Origin of the sequence: Candidatus Tisiphia endosymbiont of Parasteatoda lunata, assembly GCF_964030955.1 — a bacterium.
GTDB lineage: Bacteria > Pseudomonadota > Alphaproteobacteria > Rickettsiales > Rickettsiaceae > Tisiphia.
In genome coordinates this window covers 2,316,605-2,337,478 of sequence record NZ_OZ035003.1, presented here as the reverse complement: position 1 = coordinate 2,337,478, position 20,874 = coordinate 2,316,605, and the positions used below count along the sequence as shown (strand labels likewise).

At 31.7% G+C, this 20,874-nt stretch carries 14 protein-coding genes; 2 read left to right on the top strand and 12 right to left on the bottom strand.

The annotated features are described in order from the left end of the window. Positions 1–298: 298 nt before the first annotated feature. The 8 genes from AAHN00_RS14445 to AAHN00_RS14410 form a co-directional block, all read right to left on the bottom strand. Positions 299–1,831: an NTP/NDP exchange transporter gene (locus tag AAHN00_RS14445; RefSeq protein ID WP_342271685.1), complete on the bottom strand. Its 1,533-nt coding sequence runs from the start codon at positions 1,829–1,831 to the stop codon at positions 299–301. Positions 1,832–1,989: 158 nt separating this feature from the next. Next, positions 1,990–4,812, bottom strand: coding sequence for a hypothetical protein (locus AAHN00_RS14440; RefSeq protein ID WP_342271684.1), 2,823 nt, complete (start codon positions 4,810–4,812; stop codon positions 1,990–1,992). Continuing rightward, entirely contained in the window at positions 4,766–5,095 is a 330-nt protein-coding gene (locus AAHN00_RS14435; protein ID WP_342271683.1) for a hypothetical protein, read from the bottom strand. The genes AAHN00_RS14440 and AAHN00_RS14435 overlap by 47 nt, the downstream gene beginning before the upstream one ends. Positions 5,096–5,461: 366 nt before the next feature. Continuing rightward, positions 5,462–5,893 (bottom strand): hypothetical protein, encoded by a 432-nt coding sequence (locus AAHN00_RS14430; RefSeq protein WP_342271682.1) that lies wholly within the window; start codon positions 5,891–5,893, stop codon positions 5,462–5,464. A 273-nt stretch (positions 5,894–6,166) separates the two neighbouring features. Beyond that, entirely contained in the window at positions 6,167–7,765 is a 1,599-nt protein-coding gene (locus AAHN00_RS14425; RefSeq protein ID WP_342271681.1) for a transporter substrate-binding domain-containing protein, read from the bottom strand. 27 nt (positions 7,766–7,792) lie between these two features. Next, a complete protein-coding gene (xseA, locus tag AAHN00_RS14420; RefSeq protein ID WP_342271680.1) occupies positions 7,793–9,142 on the bottom strand; it encodes an exodeoxyribonuclease VII large subunit in 1,350 nt (449 codons plus the stop codon). A 268-nt stretch (positions 9,143–9,410) separates the two neighbouring features. Further along, a complete protein-coding gene (locus AAHN00_RS14415; protein ID WP_342271679.1) occupies positions 9,411–12,332 on the bottom strand; it encodes a PD-(D/E)XK nuclease family protein in 2,922 nt (973 codons plus the stop codon). 48 nt (positions 12,333–12,380) lie between these two features. Then, positions 12,381–12,797, bottom strand: coding sequence for a DedA family protein (locus AAHN00_RS14410; RefSeq protein ID WP_342271678.1), 417 nt, complete (start codon positions 12,795–12,797; stop codon positions 12,381–12,383). Between the two features lie 132 nt (positions 12,798–12,929). Between AAHN00_RS14410 and AAHN00_RS14405 the strand changes: the two genes are divergently transcribed. Together AAHN00_RS14405 and polA are read left to right on the top strand one after the other, a co-directional pair. Continuing rightward, positions 12,930–14,168, top strand: coding sequence for an MFS transporter (locus AAHN00_RS14405; protein WP_342271677.1), 1,239 nt, complete (start codon positions 12,930–12,932; stop codon positions 14,166–14,168). A 248-nt stretch (positions 14,169–14,416) separates the two neighbouring features. Further along, positions 14,417–17,059 (top strand): DNA polymerase I, encoded by a 2,643-nt coding sequence (gene polA, locus AAHN00_RS14400; protein WP_342272698.1) that lies wholly within the window; start codon positions 14,417–14,419, stop codon positions 17,057–17,059. A 3-nt stretch (positions 17,060–17,062) separates the two neighbouring features. Here the strand turns inward: polA and AAHN00_RS14395 are convergent, their stop codons facing one another. The 4 genes from AAHN00_RS14395 to AAHN00_RS14380 all read right to left on the bottom strand — a co-directional run bounded on the left by AAHN00_RS14395 (position 17,063) and on the right by AAHN00_RS14380 (position 20,728). Further along, complete coding sequence (locus AAHN00_RS14395) at positions 17,063–18,736, bottom strand: peptidoglycan D,D-transpeptidase FtsI family protein (RefSeq protein ID WP_410521459.1); 1,674 nt, start codon at positions 18,734–18,736, stop codon at positions 17,063–17,065. Between the two features lie 183 nt (positions 18,737–18,919). Next, positions 18,920–19,330 carry a hypothetical protein gene (locus AAHN00_RS14390; RefSeq protein WP_342271676.1) on the bottom strand — a complete coding sequence of 137 codons (411 nt, stop codon included), beginning with the start codon at positions 19,328–19,330 and terminating at the stop codon, positions 18,920–18,922. Beyond that, positions 19,320–20,273, bottom strand: a complete 954-nt coding sequence (gene rsmH, locus AAHN00_RS14385) for a 16S rRNA (cytosine(1402)-N(4))-methyltransferase RsmH (protein WP_342271675.1) — start codon at positions 20,271–20,273, stop codon at positions 19,320–19,322. Before rsmH ends, AAHN00_RS14390 begins: the two co-directional genes overlap by 11 nt. Beyond that, entirely contained in the window at positions 20,270–20,728 is a 459-nt protein-coding gene (locus AAHN00_RS14380) for a division/cell wall cluster transcriptional repressor MraZ (protein ID WP_342271674.1), read from the bottom strand. The genes rsmH and AAHN00_RS14380 overlap by 4 nt, the downstream gene beginning before the upstream one ends. Positions 20,729–20,874: the final 146 nt, after the last annotated feature.

Here is a 20,874-nt window from a genome sequence, read left to right as displayed (position 1 = left end):
CACAGATATATTCTTTTTGTGTTGTGACACTTTCTAAATGAGCCATACACAAATAGTTTCTAACTTTTAAGTTAGTACATACATGAGGCATTCATGCCGTAATATTAAGCTCTGCACTTGCAGTGCAGAGTGGTTAACTATTTTCTGCCATTAAACCCTATTATCTATAAGACTTATAGAGTTTTGCCGGACAGACTATAAAAATAAAATTATTAGCAAATTAATATTTAACAATCAGGTGGGCAACCGCTTCAAACCTGATTGTTTCTATATATATCACTGAATTCGATGTAACAAGTTACATCGAATTCAGGTTTAGTAAGTTTTTGTAATATCGATTTAAGACTTTTACACCCAAAATCCAAACTACACAAACAACAAGAAAAACAACCATCAGAAAACCAGCTAGATCGTTATGTACAGCATTTGGGAAAATACTGAAAGAGACGAATTGAATAATTGCTCCAGAAGATTTTCCTACTTTGTATCCAAGTACATCTACTGCTGCCTTTCCCTTAGTTTTCATTTCATTATCAAGAGGTATATATACCATTTCTTTAGTAGAATCAAACAATGAATATTTTACGCTTTTCCCTAAAACATGCCACAAACCACCTACAAAAACAATTATCATTAATGGAGAAAAATAACTAAGACCAGTCATAATTGCCAATAAAGGTTTTTCTAGTACAACAAAGGTAAAAAACATCATACCTGATAACAGTGTTACGATAGGGGTGATCACTGCTCCCCAAAACCAACCACAAACCCTAACTAAACTACTACCTAGAAAAGCACAAATTAAAGTAAGTACTCCTGTCCAAAAAAACACCTCACCAGTGTAAGATATAAATGCTTGGGTACTAGGGTATAATTGCTTGGTTTTAGACATCCATAATCCTTCAATTAGGTTGATTGTCATGGAATATGAAATCATTAATACACAAATAATTCCTAAATATTTAGATGTAAAAATTATTTTGCTGCTGTCAACTAACCCCAATTTTAGTATATCGGTTCTTTTATTTTTGAATCTAATATTTTTAGTAGTTTCTATAATTTTCAATTCAACAAATCTATGCAAGATTAAACAAATTAGGCCGGAAATTATAATGATTAGCATAAACGATTTAAGGAGAATTTCTGTTTTGTCGTTAAGATGGGAAAATAGAGGTAACAAAAAATGTTCACCTTTGGCAAAATATATAATTATACTACCAGATATTAGTAAGTTAGTTTGACCAAATAAGGAAAAAAACGTATAAAATCTTGGAGCTTCTTCAATACTGGTAATCTTATTAGCAAGTTGCCAGTATAATAGTGTAAATACAATTACTGGCCACAACTCCCCCATTATATAAAATAAAACAATACTCCATTTTCCCCAAATGATGATAAACCATTTTAAATGTGGAAGTACGGTAACATAATATTCTATTACTTCAGGATCTGGATGAAGATATTCCCGGTATGGAAACAACACAAAAGCAAATAATATGAAGAATCCCAAGAAAAAAGATACTACTATCCTAAACACTTGCTCAGTTGTCATAATATTACAAAGTTTGGAGTAAAGAATGACAAATAAGACACCCATAGGCATCTCACCCCAAAGTTTTATAAAGCTTAAAACTTCCGTACTAATTAATGTTACTACCAAGCTATCTTTGATACTACGTACTAGATTTTGGTTAAGGAGAATACAAAACATTAGTAAAGCCATAGGTATAAACTTTACTAACTCGTTAGATCTAATAGGCCAAACAACGTGTCTAAATTTACTATTTCTAGCCCTATTCCACATATTGCAAGAAGAATTTACTGCATCCATTTAATACCCATGCTCATTTCCAAGCAACCTAAACTATAAAAAAAACCATGTCAAGTAGTTTTATAATTTAATACTCGATAATCAAGTTTTTTATATCCCGCTACCTACGCAGGGACACCCTAGGCTATTAAACCAATGTCTTACATCGATACTTGAGGTTATATTACGCTTCCAGTAATTGCTGTTTGTTTAGACTTGGGAGATGGCAAATGTTTTATATCGCTGTTAGATGTCCTATTTGGCACAACATGTTTAGATACACTATCCTTTATATCATTAATGACCATTTCACTATTCTTGCTTTTAGTACTCTTTGCCACATAACTAGTTGCTTCTTGACCTATTTTTCTAGCCTCACTTTGAACATCTTTTTTATGTTCAGGTAATTTCGTCCTCTCGTCAAAACTAACCTGATCAAACGTAGCTTTACTAATTGTCTTGCTCTTAGAGTCTTCTGAAGTAAATTGTGCCTCAGTCAAATCCGTGCCTTTCATAGAAATATCTTTAAATGTTAGCCCACTTATATCGCCAACAATTTTCACATTATCTAAAGTTATTTTATTATTTGCATGATTTTTATTATATTGATTAATTGCAGGCAAAAGAGTTTTTAAAGATTTTGCATCAATAGTTGTCCCTTCGAAACTAATTTTATCTTTAAAAATAGCTCCTTTAAAAGAACAATTGCTAATTTCGCTATTTTGAAAAGAACGTTCTTTAAATATCGCCTTATCAAAATTAAACCCATTAACTATAACATTTTTAGTAGGTATCGGATTTTCTTTGTCAAAAACAAAACCTCTGAAATCTTTACTTATTAGAGAATATTCTACAGTTTTTGAGATTGTACTAATATCAGTGGCATCAGCTTGTTGTTGCAGTAACTTACCTAAATCAAGTTTCTGTCCATCTATTTGCTGAGAACTCTGTTGAGAATCTTTATCAGAAAAACTAAAATGAACTTTGCCTAAAGATTCACTCCATTTTTGTCTACGTGTTCTCAATGAGGTAAAACTTCTTTGTATTAGGAATCTAGCCCCTTCAACTAATGTTTCTGATACTATTCCTAGTAATTTCCTGTCAGATAATAATTTGAATATCCCGAACATACCCATGTTATAATTACCAGTCTTAAATTGTTCGGCTATCTTTGTTAAATCTGGTATCTTGTTGCCAGCTAATTCAATAATTTCCTGACCTTTTACTTTTAAATTCCTACCCACAACTGTTGTATTGAGAAATTCATCAACTACAGCACCAAATCGCTCAGCATTCTCGCCAAGAAACTTTGGAATATCTTTATCAATTATTTTCCTCACATCTGCATTTTTTGGTTTATTTATAAAATCTAAAATAGAATCTGCTACTGTAACAGCTTGAGCAATTTTCTCTTCTTCAGGACTATTTACTAGGTCTTGAATTTTAGTAATAATAGTTGTTACCCCCTCTTTATCTTTTAAAGTAGCATTAACCAAATCAGTTGCTATTGGTAATATTTGTGGAACAGTATCAATAGCTAACTCAGCCATCTTTAATACCAGCTCAGGTTTAACTCCAGCGGGATCTAGGGCATTTTTAATCTCTTGTTGCTCAGTTACATTTTTTGTAACTGCTAAAATAGTAGCTTTATTTTGTTGTAAATAAGCAGGGATGTTCTTAGTTAATAGAGGAGTAATATTTTGAGCAACCCTACCTACATCATCAATTATATTAGACAAAATTCCTAGCGAAACCTCATTACTAGCTGCATTTTGGTACTTAGCTAAATTACTATTAATTCTAACTAGCTCTGGCACTGTACTAAGACCATCTGACACTATATCAACAATTAATGGTACTGTAGCATCTATCAATTCTTGTGGTACAGCATATCTTGCAATTTGAGGATTATTATTGCTAATATTATTAACTATAGCCTTAATAGTTTCTGTATTTTCTCTAAGTAAATTTGGCAAATCCTCCTTTATATTTTGCTGGATATCTGCATTTTCAAGTAGTCCTATAAATTGTTTAATTACTCTTTCTGTAGCTTGATCTTTTAACTCAATATCGCTAGTTTCCTGAGTTATTGTTTGTATATCTTGATAAAGTTCCTTTATTTGTTCTAGACTTACCGCTTTCATGGTATTTTGTAGTACATCAATAGCTACAGGAATTACCTTCCCATAAAATTCAGGGTTCACATTAGCTAGAATCGGAATAATAGGTGATGCTACTACTTTATAAATATCCTCTTTTTCTAAATTTTGAGTATTGCTTTGAGCCAAAGATTTAGCATTACTCTTTAGTGTTTCAAGTAATTTTGGCAGAACTTGAACAGCAATATTGGCAATCTCTGTTTTATTTTTTGCTAAAACATCTGGCAATTTTTCCTTTAATGTTGTTAAGGTTGCATCTTGTAACAAAATATTAGGTAACTGTTTAATAATAGCAAGTTTTTTAGCTCCACCTTGTTTATCTAGGTGACTTACTTCCGAAATAGTTTTAGCCTCTTGCACTTTATCATCAGTATCATTCAATATAACTGGCTTTAAAGCTTCATATATATTACTAACCCCTTCATGGTCTGCTAAAACGTTACCAATAAGTTCTGAAAGTACAGGTACTATTTTTGGTAATAATTCTTTTCCTATTCCTAAGCTACTAAGCGTTCCCTGCAATTCTGTATTGGATTCAATGATTATTTGCGATGCTTTTGCTATATTTTCTCCATCATTAATTAAGAATTTAGATAGTATATCATTTTTTATAAGTACACTAATATCTATTTTATCTAATATTGTACCAAGTAAATCTTTTTTTACTTGAGGGTCGTCAGATAAAGCTCTGTCAGCAGTTAGCTGCACAATTTCTATAATATTTTCAGGGGTTTTAAGTATCTCAACAACGATATTTTTGACAATAGGTAATAATTGACTGTTTATATATTTTTCATCAAAACCAGCTTTCTTTAATTTCTTGTAATAAAATAGCCCTATCATACTTGGCTTGTAGAGATTTTAAAGAATCAATTTTTTCTTCTAATTCTTTAATTTTAGGTTCTTTTCTTATTGTAGACGATTTTAGCTCTTGTAATTCTTTGTCTAGTTCCGGTAATTTCTGTATATCATCTTTTTTAGAGTTAAAATCTTTTTGTATCTCATCTATTTTCCCCATCTCTTTTAATGCAATCTTGGTAAGAACTGGAGCAAGATTTTCCACTAATCCATTAATTATTTCAACATTTTGAGTAAGAAATGTTTTTGTATCAGGATCTTGTAACAATTTTATAAAGAAAGGAAGGTTAGATGGATCATATTTTTCTTCACCATTTAATATTTTCTGTAATTTCTCTATTTCCTTAGCATAAAACCCTCCTGAAGTTATAACGCCAACAGTTGTTTTAGCATGACTTACTGCGAATTGTATACCCTCTATGGCAGCTTTAAATGCCTGACCTTTACCAATACCTTTTTCTTTTGTTCTAGGCTCTGCTAAAGGAGATAATATTTTCTCTAAACGAGTTTGATCTTTTAAAATATCGCTACATATTTTAAAAAATTTTTCTTTTTCTTCTTGATAGGAAAGTTCTCGCTTTTGCTGTTGCTTTATCTCCTTTTTTTCTTGCTTTTTCTGTTGCTCTTCTTGCTTTTATTCCTGTTTTGTCTCCTTTACTGCTTGCTGTTTGTCATGGGAGTTAACTAACTTGTTATAATCCTCTATCTCTTTGTTACATGCATTAAGTTTTTCTTCCCATGACTTCACTTGTTCTCTTGTCTTTTTTTCTTGAGGTTTTTGCCTTGCTAATTCAATTAACTCTTTATACTTAGTAATTTCTGCTAATAAATTCGCTTGCCTTTGCTCAACTAATTTTTTATATTCCTCTATTTTTTTTATCTTTTTTTCTATTTTTGCTGATTGTTTGGCAATTTTTTCTTTATCTTTGAGGTTCTTTATATCTAATACTTCTTTTTCTTTTTTATAAATATTTTCTTGTAGATTTTTCAAAGTATGATTAGCCGATTTAAAAACTTGCTTAACGGCTTTAGTAAAAATTGATACCTTATCATTTGTTTTACTCATATCTAATTCTCCTTTATTTATAGTTAACCTAAGAAGGTTTTAGCCATATGTTAATCTTAGCTTAACCTGAATTTGATATAACAAGTTACATCGAATCAGGTTATTTTAGACCCCACTACCCTAGGCGATGCACACAAAATTAGTAAGATGTATACAACTTTTAGTTAAACGCCATTGCGAGAAGCCGCTTTAGTGGTGACGCGGCAATCCAAATTACTTATTATATTTTTGTGGATTGCTTCGTCGGCTCATGCCTCCTTGCAATGATGGTTTTTAACTTTCAACAGTTGTACTCCCATTATCCGAACGAAAAGTTAAGTTTGGAATATTATAGTAGTGAACTAAAAACCTACTGACAAAAGCACCTGCAATTACTGTAATCATAGAATATTTTATTGTACTATAATTAGGGTTATAAGCATAAGCATCTAATAATATACTAAAAATTCCACCCCATAATATAAATATTTCAAAATTAACTTCTCTAGGTATATACTCCATATTCTTATCATGCTTACAAATTAAATTCCGCAATATTATACCAGCACTAGAAGTCAAACACGCAAAACATGGTCCCCAAAACTCTAACGGTTCAATTCTTTGTACAATTACGGTTACAACGCCAATTATCATAAAGGATGCCTGCCCTAAAGAATCACAAATAACAAGAGTATTACTCCATATTTTTTGGATAAAACTATCCTCATATAACTGCTTATTATAATAAGCTAGGAGTTTAACGGTAAAGAAGCCAATAAGTACCGTTATAAAAACACGGAAAGTATAATATGGAGTCAAAACAAGATTTATATTATAACCATGGTGTACTATTATAATATCGAGTAAAATACATCCTAATAGAGACGGTAACATTGCTAATACAAAAGTACCAAACAACGTGGCATTTGTTTTAGAGGATATAGTGATAGCAGAAATCGCGAATGCTATACTCCCGATAACTCCAATAATATAACACCATTCTGAATCAATAGATTTTGGCAATAAAATATGATATATATAGCTTTTAACGATTTTTTTATATTCATCGCTATCGACAAATTCTTTTATTGAATCGTTAAACCGTGCAACTATGTTAGGAGTTACAGTTTTCTTACTGAACATTAAATGTACAGGGGTTTTAATACCAGTAGGGATTTCTTCTATTTGATCTTTTTTAATATAGTTTAATGAAAGAGCTACCCCTGAAATTCTGTCAGCAAGAAACCCGTCAATTTCATTACTTAGCAGCCCATTAAATAACTCTAGATTACTTCCATATTTAATGATAATATCGTTATTACTCACCTGATTCAGGTAATCAGTCGTTCTTGCATCACCATAAACAGCTTTTTTAATTATACCAAGACGAAAATTTAGTAAACGTATCTGAGCTAAAAATTCATTTATATTACTAAAACTCAAATGTTTTTTTGCTGAACGTAAAGTAAATAAGGAAATTTCTTCAAATCGATATGGGAGAGAAAAATTGGCAAAGTCTGCTCTCTCAGCAGTATAAGTAGCTCCCGCCACCATATCACTGCTACCCTGCCCTATATTTGATATTGCTCGCTCCCACACAGAATCAGCATATTGTACGCCAATGCTAATTTTGCTACTAATACTATTAATTAATTCAATATCTAAGCCAGTAACACAATAGTGACCATTTTTAGCTATATGACTAAATTGGTAGGGTTCTAGTGGATACCAATCAACAAGCAGATTATCTTTATCAGACATTTCTTCAGTACATTGAGTAAAATATTTGTCCTGAATATTAGATAGTTGATTACTACTATCCTCAGGATTAGCAAAGGTAAAAAAGTTTTGCACAATAATAATAATCGGGATGATACTTTTAAGTACTTGCATTTTGCATTAGTTCTCCTAAATTAAGGTCTATTCCAAGTTTTTGCAGCATACATTAATATCACCGTCAAAGAACTTAATATTAAATTCTTGTTTTTTGCTTGCAACAACTTTTGATGTTATAAATTCTCCATTTTCTGATTTAATTACCGCAAAGCCACGTTTTAGTACAGTTTTATAATCTAGACTTGTAAGTAGCAAATTATTTAAATTTAATTGATGCTCATAATTTTTTAACTTAGTGCTAATAGATTTTAGCATATAATTAGATTGATGCACTAATTCCAACGACTGATAATTAACTATTTTTAGAGGATTTAATATTTCTATATTAAGTGAGTCAAGTTTTGCCACTTTAAATCTGAGTAGGTTAGGCAAAGAATCTATTAATCTAAAACTGAGTTCATCAAGAAGTTGTTGATTATAGTCTATATAAGTAGTTATACTCCTAAAAATGTCAGTATTAGAGTTAACTGCTTGCTGTTCATATTTAACTAGCTGATTAATACGACTGCATAATGCATCATAATACGAACTGATTGTATAATGTAAATTAGAAAGCACAGGTACAGCAAATTCAGCTGCAGCAGTTGGTGTGGGGGCTCGCCTGTCAGCTACCAAATCGATTAAAGTATTATCCACTTCATGTCCAACTGCAGAAATAATAGGAATAGCTGAATTAAATACGCTCCGTACTACTACCTCTTCATTGAAAGCCCACAGATCTTCTATAGACCCCCCTCCCCTTGCAACAATTATAACATCAGGTTTTATATCTTTATCTAATTCATTAAATCCTGAAATAGCACTAGCAATTTCACTTGCAGCATTTTCGCCTTGAACAACAACTGGCCATATTAGTATATGAGATGGACAGCGGTCATTAATACGGTGTATAATGTCCTTAATTACCGCCCCAGTCATTGATGTAACCACCCCAATCTTATTAGGCAGAAAAGGTAGTGGCTTTTTTTGTTTATTGAATATACCTTCTTTTTCTAATCTCTCTTGCCGCTCCTTGAGAATTTGCATGATAGCACCAAGACCTGCAGGTTCAAGGACTTCTACCGATAGCTGATATCGTGAATTTCCTGCATACCCAGAAAGCTTACCTCTAGCTACCACTTCCATACCATCAATTGGTACAAACTTAATTTTTGCTAGTACAGGACGCCAACAAGTACAGGCTAGAATAGCTGTATTTTCTTTAAGATTAAAGTAACCATGACCAGAAGTTGCTATCTTAAGACCAGAAATTTCTCCCTTTACTCTAATATAACCAAAATTATTCTCTAGCAACTCCTTGATCTTACTAGAAATTTCAGTAACTGAAAATTCCTGATCTACTAGATTAGTAATAAAACTATCTTCTTCTAACATAATGATACACTGATTTGGATAGTGGGTTTTGAAAATGATTTTATATAAGCATTTTAAACTAATAAATTCAAGAACAAATAGACAATTAGTGTATTATAACCTCAAATATTGATGTAAGACATCGGTTTAATAGCCTAGGTTATGCCATAACTGCGAAAGTTAAAACCCGTCATTGCAAGACCACGTGAGCGTAGTGGCAATCCACATTAATTAGATTGCTTAGTCGCTACTAAAAGTAGCTTCTTGCAATGACGCCGAGCTATTTTCTTCATAAATCTCTCCTTGCCAAATGTGCATAGTCGTCATACTTTAGTAAATCAATATCATATGGAAAGTTTTTATTCGTTACATAATATTCTAGCACTCCCATCATCCCCTGTTTATGACGATCTAAGTCTTCTTTCGTTAAGTCTATTTCCAAAGTTTGGATTATTGGCTTCGAGCTAGAAATTTTTACATAAGTAACCTGTTTAACGCTATGAACTTTCATAGCAAAACCACCTTCCTGTAACATTAAGCCTTCAATGATTAACTGCGGAGATAATCCAGCTTCTACATCTTTTTTACTCGGTAAGCTACCAGTCTTATAATCGATAATGACAGCTGCCCCAAGCTTATCTACCTCAATTCTATCAGCAACTCCAATTATTGTTAATTCTTGCCCTCCAATATTTAACAAAATTTCTCCTCTACATTCTGAATAAACATATTGGAAATCACTTCTGCGTTTTTCATCAAACTCAATAAAAGACTCAGCAATAGGAATAAATTTTATTTGCCAAATTTTTTGTGTATAGGCTGGCAGAATAGTATTCTGTAAAATATTATTACTAATTTCCAATATTAATCCAACTTTGTTATTTTCTAACTTATCATAATTTTTAGAATATTGTTCTAAGACCTTATGAACAAAACTACCAAATTCAGATATTTTAGGCTCCTGCCCTATCATATCCTTGCTTCTCAAATTCAGAATCTTCTTAGCATAGAAACTATAAGGATTCCGTACCAACATTTCTATATCAGTAACTGAGATTATCTCAGGAAAGATTGGACTACTAACGTAACTAAGTAAATTAACGTCATTGCGAGGAACTGTTTTAGCAGCAAAGAAGCAATCTAGATTAGTATAAGTTTCCTTGGATTGCTTTGTCAATTCTACGACCTCCTCGCAATGAGGATTAGAGTTTATTTCCCCTACGATTTTTAAATCATCCTGTAAATTGGAACTAATATTAATAGGATTAGTTATAATTGACTCAACCATATTAACATTATTTGGTACATCCACTAAGTTATTTTCTGATAAATATGTTAAATAATTTTCTGAAATCAAACTTTTCTGTAAAATAAATTGCAATTTTAATAATAAATTTGATGGTAACAAACCAGCTTTACTATCTTGTCTTTTTGCTCTAGTAATTATCACTTGAGCATTATGCAAAAATAAATAGAAATAATATTGATGTATGGCATATCCAGTAGCAATATGTAATTTTTTAAGCGTCTGCTCATTAATCCACTGATTCACAGCTGATAACGAAGCTAAGCTCCCTTGATTAAAGTCGGCTAAAATTACTAGGTCAAATTTAAGTAACATTAAATCTTCAGCTTTACCAATAATTATATTTTTAGAATAATTATTATGTGCAAAATACTTACAACTAAACATTAAAGATTTAAGTAACTCTGGAAAGCATTTTTTATTACTTAATGTTAGATCGCAATTATCTTTGATTAAGCTAGATAAAAAAGTTGATAGTTCAGTAGCCGGCTGTTCATACCAAATATTTGGATAAAGTTTTTCAGCAATCTTAATCGAGGATTTTAATATTTTAATAAAACTACTACCACTATTTGTATAAAGTAAGTCTATTAGTTTCTTACACCAATTTATTAATGCATTATCATTGGTTTTTTCTACTAAAGACAGCATCTGACTAGGTTGCCGTATGAAACGGTTCTTGCCGCTCATTAATAGTTCTAATTTTGCTACTAATTTACAATTAATAAAAGGATTCTTTAATAGTAAGAATAACTTTTTTATATCAAAATCATTACATAATATTTCACTAACAGAAATTATTAAAGAACTAACTAGCATTTTTGTTAAATTATCACCTAGTAAATCCTGGAATTCCAAAGAATATTTGGTCAAAAAATTATAGTAAAAACTTTTGCTTGTTTGATTATTAACAATAATAGCTATCTTCTTATCACTATACTGTTTACAGATCAGGCTTATTTGTTCTGCTTCTTGAAAAAGATCCTCAAGCTCAAAATATTTTACTAGACCAATGTCATCCCTATTTCCTTCAATATTTAAATGTTCCTGCTTAGCAAGTGTTAAATCTTTATCTTCAAAAATTATCTGATCTAAAATAGAATGATGTTGCTGCTCATTACCTAAAGGCTGAAAATCTGATAAATCTTTATTTAGAATTGTCAGTAATTTTTTTAGGCTATATAAATAATCTTCTTCAGGATTATCATATTCTAATAGAGATCTATTACTAATAGGCGGTAAAATTATAAAACCACATGGTGAATTAGCAACATTCTTTAAGAAATTCCATGATATAAGATTGTGACCTATGATACCCGCTACTATTAAATTGGTATCAGCTCTTTTCAACCGTGCTATCTCTGCTTCCATCATAGTTATTTGATAATTTACACGATCTAGCAATCCTAACAATTCTATCTGTTTTTTCCATTGCTGATGAGTATATTTAAGAAATTCATAAATAACATTCCAATATTTTGATGGATTCAGTTTTTCTATTTCATTTACAGAATCTATCGATAAATTATTACAAGCTAGCTGATAAAATAACTCTGCTATTGTTGAACAAAACTGTAAAGATTGTGTTATACTGAATTGTAGCTTAGGGTAATTATGGATGATTTCTGCTAATATAATTCTCTCTTGCAAAAACGTTATAGGCTTTAGCGTTATAGGCTCTAGCGTTATAGGTTCTAGATTTTCTGATGTAATACCAAATATTTCCTCACCTTCAGCCATAATATTGGAAAAAGGGATAATATTCGGTAAAATCGCAATATTTTGCTTCTTAATCAAAATATTTTGTAAATTTAAACAAGCAAAGCCACTTGGCAATATAATTTTAAGATTGCTAATAGATTCTTTAGCAAAATTATCTAGAATAAAATCAGCTACTATATCCAAAAACGATGAAGACGGATTGACTCTATAAAGGTTCATTAAATTCCCTAATTATATCATACAAATATAATAACATAACTTGACAACACCACTAATAACTAAAACTCTTAAAAATTTTGTTTTAGTAAAACCGGCAATTAAAGGAATAAATTTGCCCCATAACGGTATTATCATAAACCAAAGTATAAATATGTTATATTTTAAAAAAAATTGGGAAAATGATTGGTGGTTAGTATGAACCTGTTCATTTTTAGAATAATAAAAAATTTTCAATAAGATCAAACCAAAGAAATAATTTATACCAGTAGCAAATAATGAAGCAATGGTAGCGACAGTAACTATTATTAAATTATTATAAACACCAAATATCTTCATAGAGTGAACGATTAATTCACTATCTAAACTTACAACTAAATTACCTACTAAACTATCAATAAATAATAACGAATATGCCTCAAACTGACCCATAATTCAAACTGGTTTATAAAAATAATAGGTTTGACAAAATATTATCGATACTATAATTTGCTACCTTAAAATACAACATAATTATAATTTAAATTTTCCTGTGAATAAAGCTTTATCATTAAAAAACCACTTTTGCTATGGTCTCTTGCCACCCTGTTTTTTGCTTTTCAATTTATATTAAGACTCTCAACTGGAATTCTTAGAGAAGAAATTATACAAAAATTTGCCATTGATACCATAGCATTTGGTACGTTTGCTGGATATTATTATCTAGGTTATGCAGGAATGCAATTACCAATTGGTATAATGCTAGATAAATTTAATTTTAGGATTGTCACATTCTTATCTATCTTAGTTACCTCTCTTGGTACTCTAACTTTTGTTGCTAGCACTGATTTTAATTACTTACTCATTGGTAGATTTATGATTGGAGCTGGTTCTGCTGTAGGTTTTTTATCAGTAGCTAAGATTACTAGAAGCTCTTTCCCAACTAAATATCATTCCTTAATGCTTGGCTTCTCCTTTACCTTTGGCTTACTTGGAGCAGTATTTGGCATTACTCCAATGAAGCTATTATTTACACATTTTGGTTATGACGTAACTTTTAATAGTCTAGCTCTAGTTGGATTTATCATTGGACTAATGATTTTATTAGTAAAAACTGATGATATAAGAAGTAATTCTAATACTAGCGATCCTGAATCTTCAATATTGAAACTATTATTAAACCCTACTATTTTACTTATTGGAGTTTGTGGTGGTCTAATGGTAGGAACATTAGAAGGTTTTGCTGACGTATGGGCTATTCCATTATTCAAACAAGTTTATCAAATGAATGCTATGGAAAGTAACTTGGTTACCTCATTCGTTTATATAGGCATGTGTTTTGGTGGTCCAATACTTGCACTTATTGCTAATTTATCAAAATCATCTAATTTTATAATTATAATAACTGGATTGCTAACGATAGCAATTTTTAGTATCCTATTATATTGTCCTTCATTAAATTTCTTTATTAGTAGTACTCTAATGTTTTTATTAGGAGTTTTTTGTTGTTATCAAGTTCTAATTTTTACTGTTGTAGGTAACCTTGTTACAGATAAATCTGCTGGACTTGCTATTGCGATAGTCAATTGCATTAATATGTCATTCGGACATTTCTTCCATAAAATTATGAGTAATTTAATATCTTACAACTGGGATGGGCTACTAAGTGAATCAGCTGTACCTATTTATAGTCGCTTTGATTTTATTATGGCAATTTCTATAGTTCCAATTTGTTGCCTTGTCGGAATCATCGGCTTTTACTGTTTGTCCAAAAAGTCAAAAACTCAAATATCAATCTATAGACCTGTGGAAAAGACTGTTTAAGCTTAAATAGTAATATTAGACTTGCTGCATAAATCAAAGATAGTTGAGGGATTTTTAGGAGAAACGAAGCCGGCTACCTTCGCGTACACAGACGTACGTGAGGAGCGGAGGCGAGTTTCGACGACAAAATCACCAACTATCTTTGATTTATGCAGCAAGTCTATTTTATAAAATATTACTAATAAAGCTTAGTGCAAATTATAATTGTTGTATACTACATAAACATAACCATTTGTCCTAATAACAAAATGACCAACGAAACAATTAACAAAAATACTTTATTACTAATTGATGGTTACGGATTTGTCTTCAGAGCATACCATGTTCAACCACCATTAACTTCTCCGAGTGGCTTACTTGTTGGAGCATTGTATGGTTTTACCTCCATGTTGTTAAAGCTATTGAACGATTTTAAGCCAAAGCATGCTGTCATTATTCTTGATTCCGGTGGTAAGAATTTTCGTCACCAAATTTATGAGCAATATAAAGCAAATAGACCTCCTACACCAAAGGACTTGAATGATCAATTACCACTGATTCGTCTAGCAGCAAGTAGCCTAAATTTCCCAATAATTGAAAAAGCTGGTTGTGAGGCAGATGATATAATTGCCACTCTAGCCAATAAAACAACTACCTTACAAGAAAATACTATTATTATATCTTCTGATAAAGATTTAATGCAATTAATTAATTCGCATACTAAAATGTATGACCCTATAAAAGCAAAATACATATCTGAAGATGACGTGATAGAAAAATTTGGTGTAGAACCAAATAAGCTCAGGGAAGTAATGGCTTTGATTGGGGATAAGTCAGATAATATACCAGGTGTTCCAAGCATTGGTCCTAAAACTGCTGCAACACTTATAAAACAGTTTGGTTCATTAGCAGAGCTGTTAAATTCACTAGATCAAATCAGTAACAATCGTCAGAGAGAAATTATTAACTCCTCAAAGGATCTAGCATTAATTTCCTGGCAACTAGTTGGTTTAGATTATAATGTTGATATCGATTTAGACTTTAGTGTATTGCAATATACTCCACCTGATAGTAGGCAAATCTCTAACTTTTTAGCAGAGTATGATTTTAAATCTCTAAACAAACGAGTGGAAAATTTATTCCAAATACAAATTACCAACGAATCTTTACCTACTAAGCAAATCATAGTTCAGGAGATATCTTCTAAACAACAGCTTGATTCTGTGATGATTAAAGCTGAAGAGCATGGGGTCATTAGTATTTATCTATCAGATCATCTAGGACAAAATCCTTCCATAATTTTATCTATTGATGATAAGTGCTACAACATTAAGTTTACAGCTAGAACCCCTAGCGATATGTCTGATTTACTTTCTGATGATTCTTGCCAAAATTATCTGCATCAATGGTTTATACCTGATATTCTCAAATTGCTAAAAAATAAGTCTATTAAGAAAATCACTTATAAACTAAAATCATTATTAAAATTCTTTGTCGATAGTGAGGTATACTCATGTGAGGATCTTGAACTAATGCAATATCTGATTTCTGCTGGCAAACCCCAAAAAAACCCGTTTGATTCGGTGAAAAAGGATAATTTAGAAGCCATGGCAGAAATAATTACTGGCTTTAGTACTGATTATCAAAAACTATTGTTAGAGTTAAAGGATAATCATGCATTAGCGCTATACAAAGAAATTGATTTACCTTTATGCTATATAATAGATAAAATGGAGAAAGCCGGAGTTAAAATCGATTCACGGTATCTTAAACAGCTATCAAGTGAATTTGGTAATGAAATTACTAAATTAGAGCAGGAAATTTTTACCATTACTGGTACAAAGTTTAACATTGCCTCGCCAAAGCAACTGGGAGAAATTTTGTTTGAGAAAATGCAACTACCCTTTGGTAAATTGTCATCAAAAGCTAAGTCTTATTCTACTAGTGCAGAAATACTTGAAAAAATTAGCGAGAGTGGTTTTGCTATTGCCGATTTATTATTAAAATGGCGTCATTTAACTAAATTAAAAAATACTTATACGGATAGCTTACCCCTGCAAGTAAATCCAATAACTAATAGGGTACATACCACATTTTTACAAACTTCAACTAGCACTGGTAGGCTTAGTTCTGAAGATCCGAACTTACAGAATGTGCCAATTCGTTCGAAAGAAGGCAACAAAATCAGAGCAGCTTTTATTGCAGAATATGGGCATAAATTAATTTCAGCTGACTATTCACAAATTGAACTCCGAATCTTAAGTAGTATGGCAGATATACCCTCCTTAAAGCAAGCTTTTGTTAATGGTGAGGATATACATAATAAAACGGCTTGTAATATATTTAAAATTACTGAAAAAGATTTAACACTAGAACATAGGCGTAAAGCAAAAGCCATAAATTTTGGTATTATTTATGGTATCAGTAGCTTTGGACTGGCAAAACAGTTAAATATTAGCTCTTCACAAGCAGCAGAATATATAAAAAAATATTTTGAAGAATATCCAGAAATTCAAAAATATATGGAATATATAAAAAACTATGCCAAGGAACATGGTTATGTCCTAAACCTATTCGGACGGAAATGTTTTATTCCCTTAATCCATGATAAGAAACACTCCCTACAGCAATTTGCTGAAAGGGCAGCAATCAATGCTCCAATTCAAGGAACTAGTGCAGACATTATAAAAGTGGCAATGATTGATCTTGATCGTAAAATACGGAAATTAAAATTAAGAACCAAGCTAATTCTACAAATCCATGACGAGTTACTTTTTGAGTCTCCTATTGATGAAATAGAAGTAGCTACTCACCTAATCAAAGCCACTATGGAGAACTCACCTAAATTAGCCATTCCACTTATTGTTGAAACCAAGGTAGGAGATAATTGGCTAAATACATATACTCGGTGAACTTCACAACCCCTCTCCTTTTTCAACTGGCTCTATTCCATATAGTGCTACCATTCGCTCAAGAACTCTTCCAACAGCAGGAGCTGCAGTCCAGCCAGCAGTAGCAAAGCCAAAGGATTCTTTTGTTCCTTTTGGTTCATCAAACATTATAAAAATAATATATTGCGGATCAATGGCTGGTAATAAACCTAAAAATGATGACATTCTGCTATTCTTAAGATATTTTTTCTTGCTATGCCCATCTGAAGTTAATTTTTCAGCAGTACCAGTTTTACCACCGACAAGATATCCTTTAACATCGGCTCTACGTCCTGTCCCTTCTTTTACCACCAAACGAAATAACTCACTCATTTGTTTAGAGGTTTTCTCACTAAAAACACGCGTGCCAACAAGACGCTCATCGCGCCTTTTGATTAAAGTCAGATCATATAATATCCCTCCATTTACTATTGGCAATACTGCTTGCATAAAGTGTAAAGGGCTAATTGAAATGCCATAACCATAGGCCATGACAGCAGTAGTAAGATCACTCCACCTCTTGTCAGATGGAAACAAAGGAGTACCTCTCTCTGGTAACTCAATTTTAAGCTGATCTAGTAAACCTAATTTCTTTAAATAATTTTTAAAATCATTCTTTCCAACTTCAAGCATAATTTGACTAACACCAATATTCGACGAATGCAAGAAAATTTCTGGAACACTGTGCCACCCTTGCCTTGGATGATAATCTTTGATATTAACCCCCCCTACCTTCATATAGCTAATATCATAAGCATCATTCATTGCTATAGCATCAGTATCAAAAGCTACGGCCATAGTCAAAGTTTTAAATACAGACCCCATCTCATAGATACCAAGACTTGCCATATTAAATAGCTCTTCTGGCTTTGCTCTACTCGGATAATGTGGATTAAAATCCGGCTTACTAACAATAGCTAAAATCTCACCATTATTAGGGTTGACAATTATTCCTACTGCTCCTATTGCACTAAACTCCTTTAACGTCCTATCTATTTCTTCACTTAGAATATTTTGTAATCTTACGTCTATAGATAGTTCAAGAGGTTTTTTAAGTTGATCCGGCTGTATAAAGTCAGAATTAGTTAGAAACTTATCATAGGTTTTTTCTAACCCAGCAAGACCAACCAAATCCCTACCCACATATCCTATAATATGTGACAATAAATTGGAAAAAGTATAGATTCTTTTTTGTTCTTGTTCAAAACTAAAACCTGGCATTCCCAAATTTGATATCGCTTCTTGCTCTTTTGGCAATAAATCCCTTTTGATCCATACAAAACTTTTGTTACTTTGTAACTCTGCAAGTAACTTCATTTTATCAATCTCAGGCAAGATATTGGATAATCTTTCTAAACATTGCGAAGGATTAATTACTTTCTGTGGATTAGCAAACAATGAGGAGGAAGGTAAATTGACTGCTAATAAGTTACCATTACGATCTACTATCTCTTTCCTAAAGTCACTATTTTTTACTTGATATTCTAGCTTAACATAGCCATTGGTCGCAACAATTATTAAGCGATATAATAAACCACAAAAAAATATAGCAAAACAACAGCTAACTATTAATAATCTGATTTTGGTATTGTTAGCACCTACATCCCATAAAATAATACTACTAAAATTTCTTTTCATTTTAGTTAGAATATTTTTTATAAATGCTAATAAAAATATATTATTATCCATCTACATACTGCTGCTAATTGCTTACTAGTATGTCATTCTGCAAAAGTAGCGGATATATAATACTGAATAGTCTTGCAAGGTATTTTTTCAGATTCCGCACCGAAACAAGATAACATCTTTTTTGCCATGTAAGTACTATACTAATGTTGATTTTCATCGAATATACTCTGATTTTCTAGTTGAAACGGTTTTTATGTATTTATTATTAGCAATTGTTTTATAACGCCACTTAACATTGGTTTTACTAAAATATGAACCACCTACCTCGTTAGACTTTGCATATTTCTTACTCTCAGGTAGCAAAGGATCACTAATCATTTGCTTAACTTTAACAGTATCTAATTGTAAATAAAGTGATGCTAATTTTCTTAGTCTAGCAGGAGAAGTAAGGTATGATTGTTCGACTTTTAACACGTGAATTCTATCACTCTCACCAGTCAACTGTTTTGAAACCTCTCCAAGCTGATAATGCAAGGCAATAACCTGATCTTTAACTCTAAATAATCCATAAATAGAAAAAATTATAGTACATACAGTTATACAACTAAATATTCTAACTATCATATGTAGTACCATCTATTTTTTGTCCAGCCCTTAATTTTGCAGATCTTGCTCTTGGATTAAGTGCAACTTCCCTAGACGATGGACATAATGGTTTTTTTGTAAGAATTTTAAGCCATTCCTTAGAATTTTCTTCAGCTAGAATTTTTGCCGCATATTTAGACCTAGCAACTAATTTAGCAGAATTTGCTTTTAAAAAATTTTTAACAATTCGATCTTCTAATGAATGAAATGAAACAATTACTAGGCGACCATTTGGTGCTAAAATATTCTTGCTATTAATTAGAAACCTTTCTAATTGCCCCAATTCATCATTGATATGAATACGAATTGCTTGAAAAGTCTTAGTAGCGGAATCAATTTTACCTTTTCTAAAACCTATACTACTACGAACAATATGAGCAAATCTTGCTGTATTGGTAATAGGCTCTAATAACCTGTGTTCTATAATTTTTTTGGCAATTCTTCGAGAATAAGATTCATCACCATATTTATAAATCACATCAGCTATTTCTTGTTCATCAGCCTTATTTATAAAATCTGCAGCACTCTCCCCTACTCCACTCATTCTCATATCAAGTGGTCCATCATGAGTAAAGGAAAACCCTCTATCTCCAGAATCAATCTGCATAGAAGAAACCCCTAAATCCATAACTATGCCATCAAATTTCAACGGACCTAATTCTGAAAAGCTTTCAGCAAAACCTGTCTGAATAAATCTCACTTTACCAGGATAATCATTTATTAATTGATTGGCGTAGGTTATAACATTTGGATCACGATCAATTGCCACTAATTGACAATTACAACAATCAAGTATCATCCGACTATAACCACCAAAACCAAAAGTACAGTCTAGATAATTCCCCCCATCTTTAGGACACAAGACTTCCTTAACTTCATTTAACATAACAGCTGTATGAGATGATGCGGATTCTTGTATCATATATCCTTATTGATATTCTTAAGAGTTAAACGGTTATCTTGAGCAATTTGCCGAGCTGAAGAAAGATACGTTTCAAAATTTTGTGGCTGCCAAATTTCAAAGACCAATCCCTTCCCTACAAAGCAAGCTTGATCTGATATATCAGCATGCTCTATTAAAGATTTAGGTAGAATCACCCTTCCCTCACTATCAAAACTAAGCTGGATAGCTTCACCAAGAATGATCGTTTCGAAAGCATCTCGTTCCTCAGAATATGGGTCTAAAGTTTGGATCATTTGACTTAGTTCTTCAAGCCTCTTTAAACTACAGCCTTCAATACATTTATTTCTAAAAGATGGATAAACAATGACTCCATTAAATGACTGACTAGACAAAGCTAATCTATAGCTGGCAGGTATCGAAACCCGACCTTTCTTATCAAGATTGTTTATATATTTTGATAAAAAAATATTCATTTACCCTTTACCTTTCAATAATTACCACATGGGGTATCAGATCCCAGCCTACACTGAGATGACAGCAAAATTGCTTAAATATTATCCCATAATTAAGTTATAACTAATTTTTGGTTATAATTGGGATAATTTGGGATTATATGGAA

Bases quoted from the DNA above. Each gene is read 5' to 3' on its own strand.
- AAHN00_RS14445 (WP_342271685.1), bottom strand. From the start codon at position 1,831: ATGGATGCAGTAAATTCTTCTTGCAATATGTGGAATAGGGCTAGAAAT.
- AAHN00_RS14440 (WP_342271684.1), bottom strand. From the start codon at position 4,812: ATGATAGGGCTATTTTATTACAAGAAATTAAAGAAAGCTGGTTTTGAT.
- AAHN00_RS14430 (WP_342271682.1), bottom strand. From the start codon at position 5,893: ATGAGTAAAACAAATGATAAGGTATCAATTTTTACTAAAGCCGTTAAG.
- AAHN00_RS14425 (WP_342271681.1), bottom strand. From the start codon at position 7,765: ATGCAAGTACTTAAAAGTATCATCCCGATTATTATTATTGTGCAAAAC.
- xseA (WP_342271680.1), bottom strand. From the start codon at position 9,142: ATGTTAGAAGAAGATAGTTTTATTACTAATCTAGTAGATCAGGAATTT.
- AAHN00_RS14410 (WP_342271678.1), bottom strand. From the start codon at position 12,797: ATGGGTCAGTTTGAGGCATATTCGTTATTATTTATTGATAGTTTAGTA.
- polA (WP_342272698.1), top strand. From the start codon at position 14,417: ATGACCAACGAAACAATTAACAAAAATACTTTATTACTAATTGATGGT.
- AAHN00_RS14390 (WP_342271676.1), bottom strand. From the start codon at position 19,330: ATGATAGTTAGAATATTTAGTTGTATAACTGTATGTACTATAATTTTT.
- rsmH (WP_342271675.1), bottom strand. From the start codon at position 20,273: ATGATACAAGAATCCGCATCATCTCATACAGCTGTTATGTTAAATGAA.
- AAHN00_RS14380 (WP_342271674.1), bottom strand. From the start codon at position 20,728: ATGAATATTTTTTTATCAAAATATATAAACAATCTTGATAAGAAAGGT.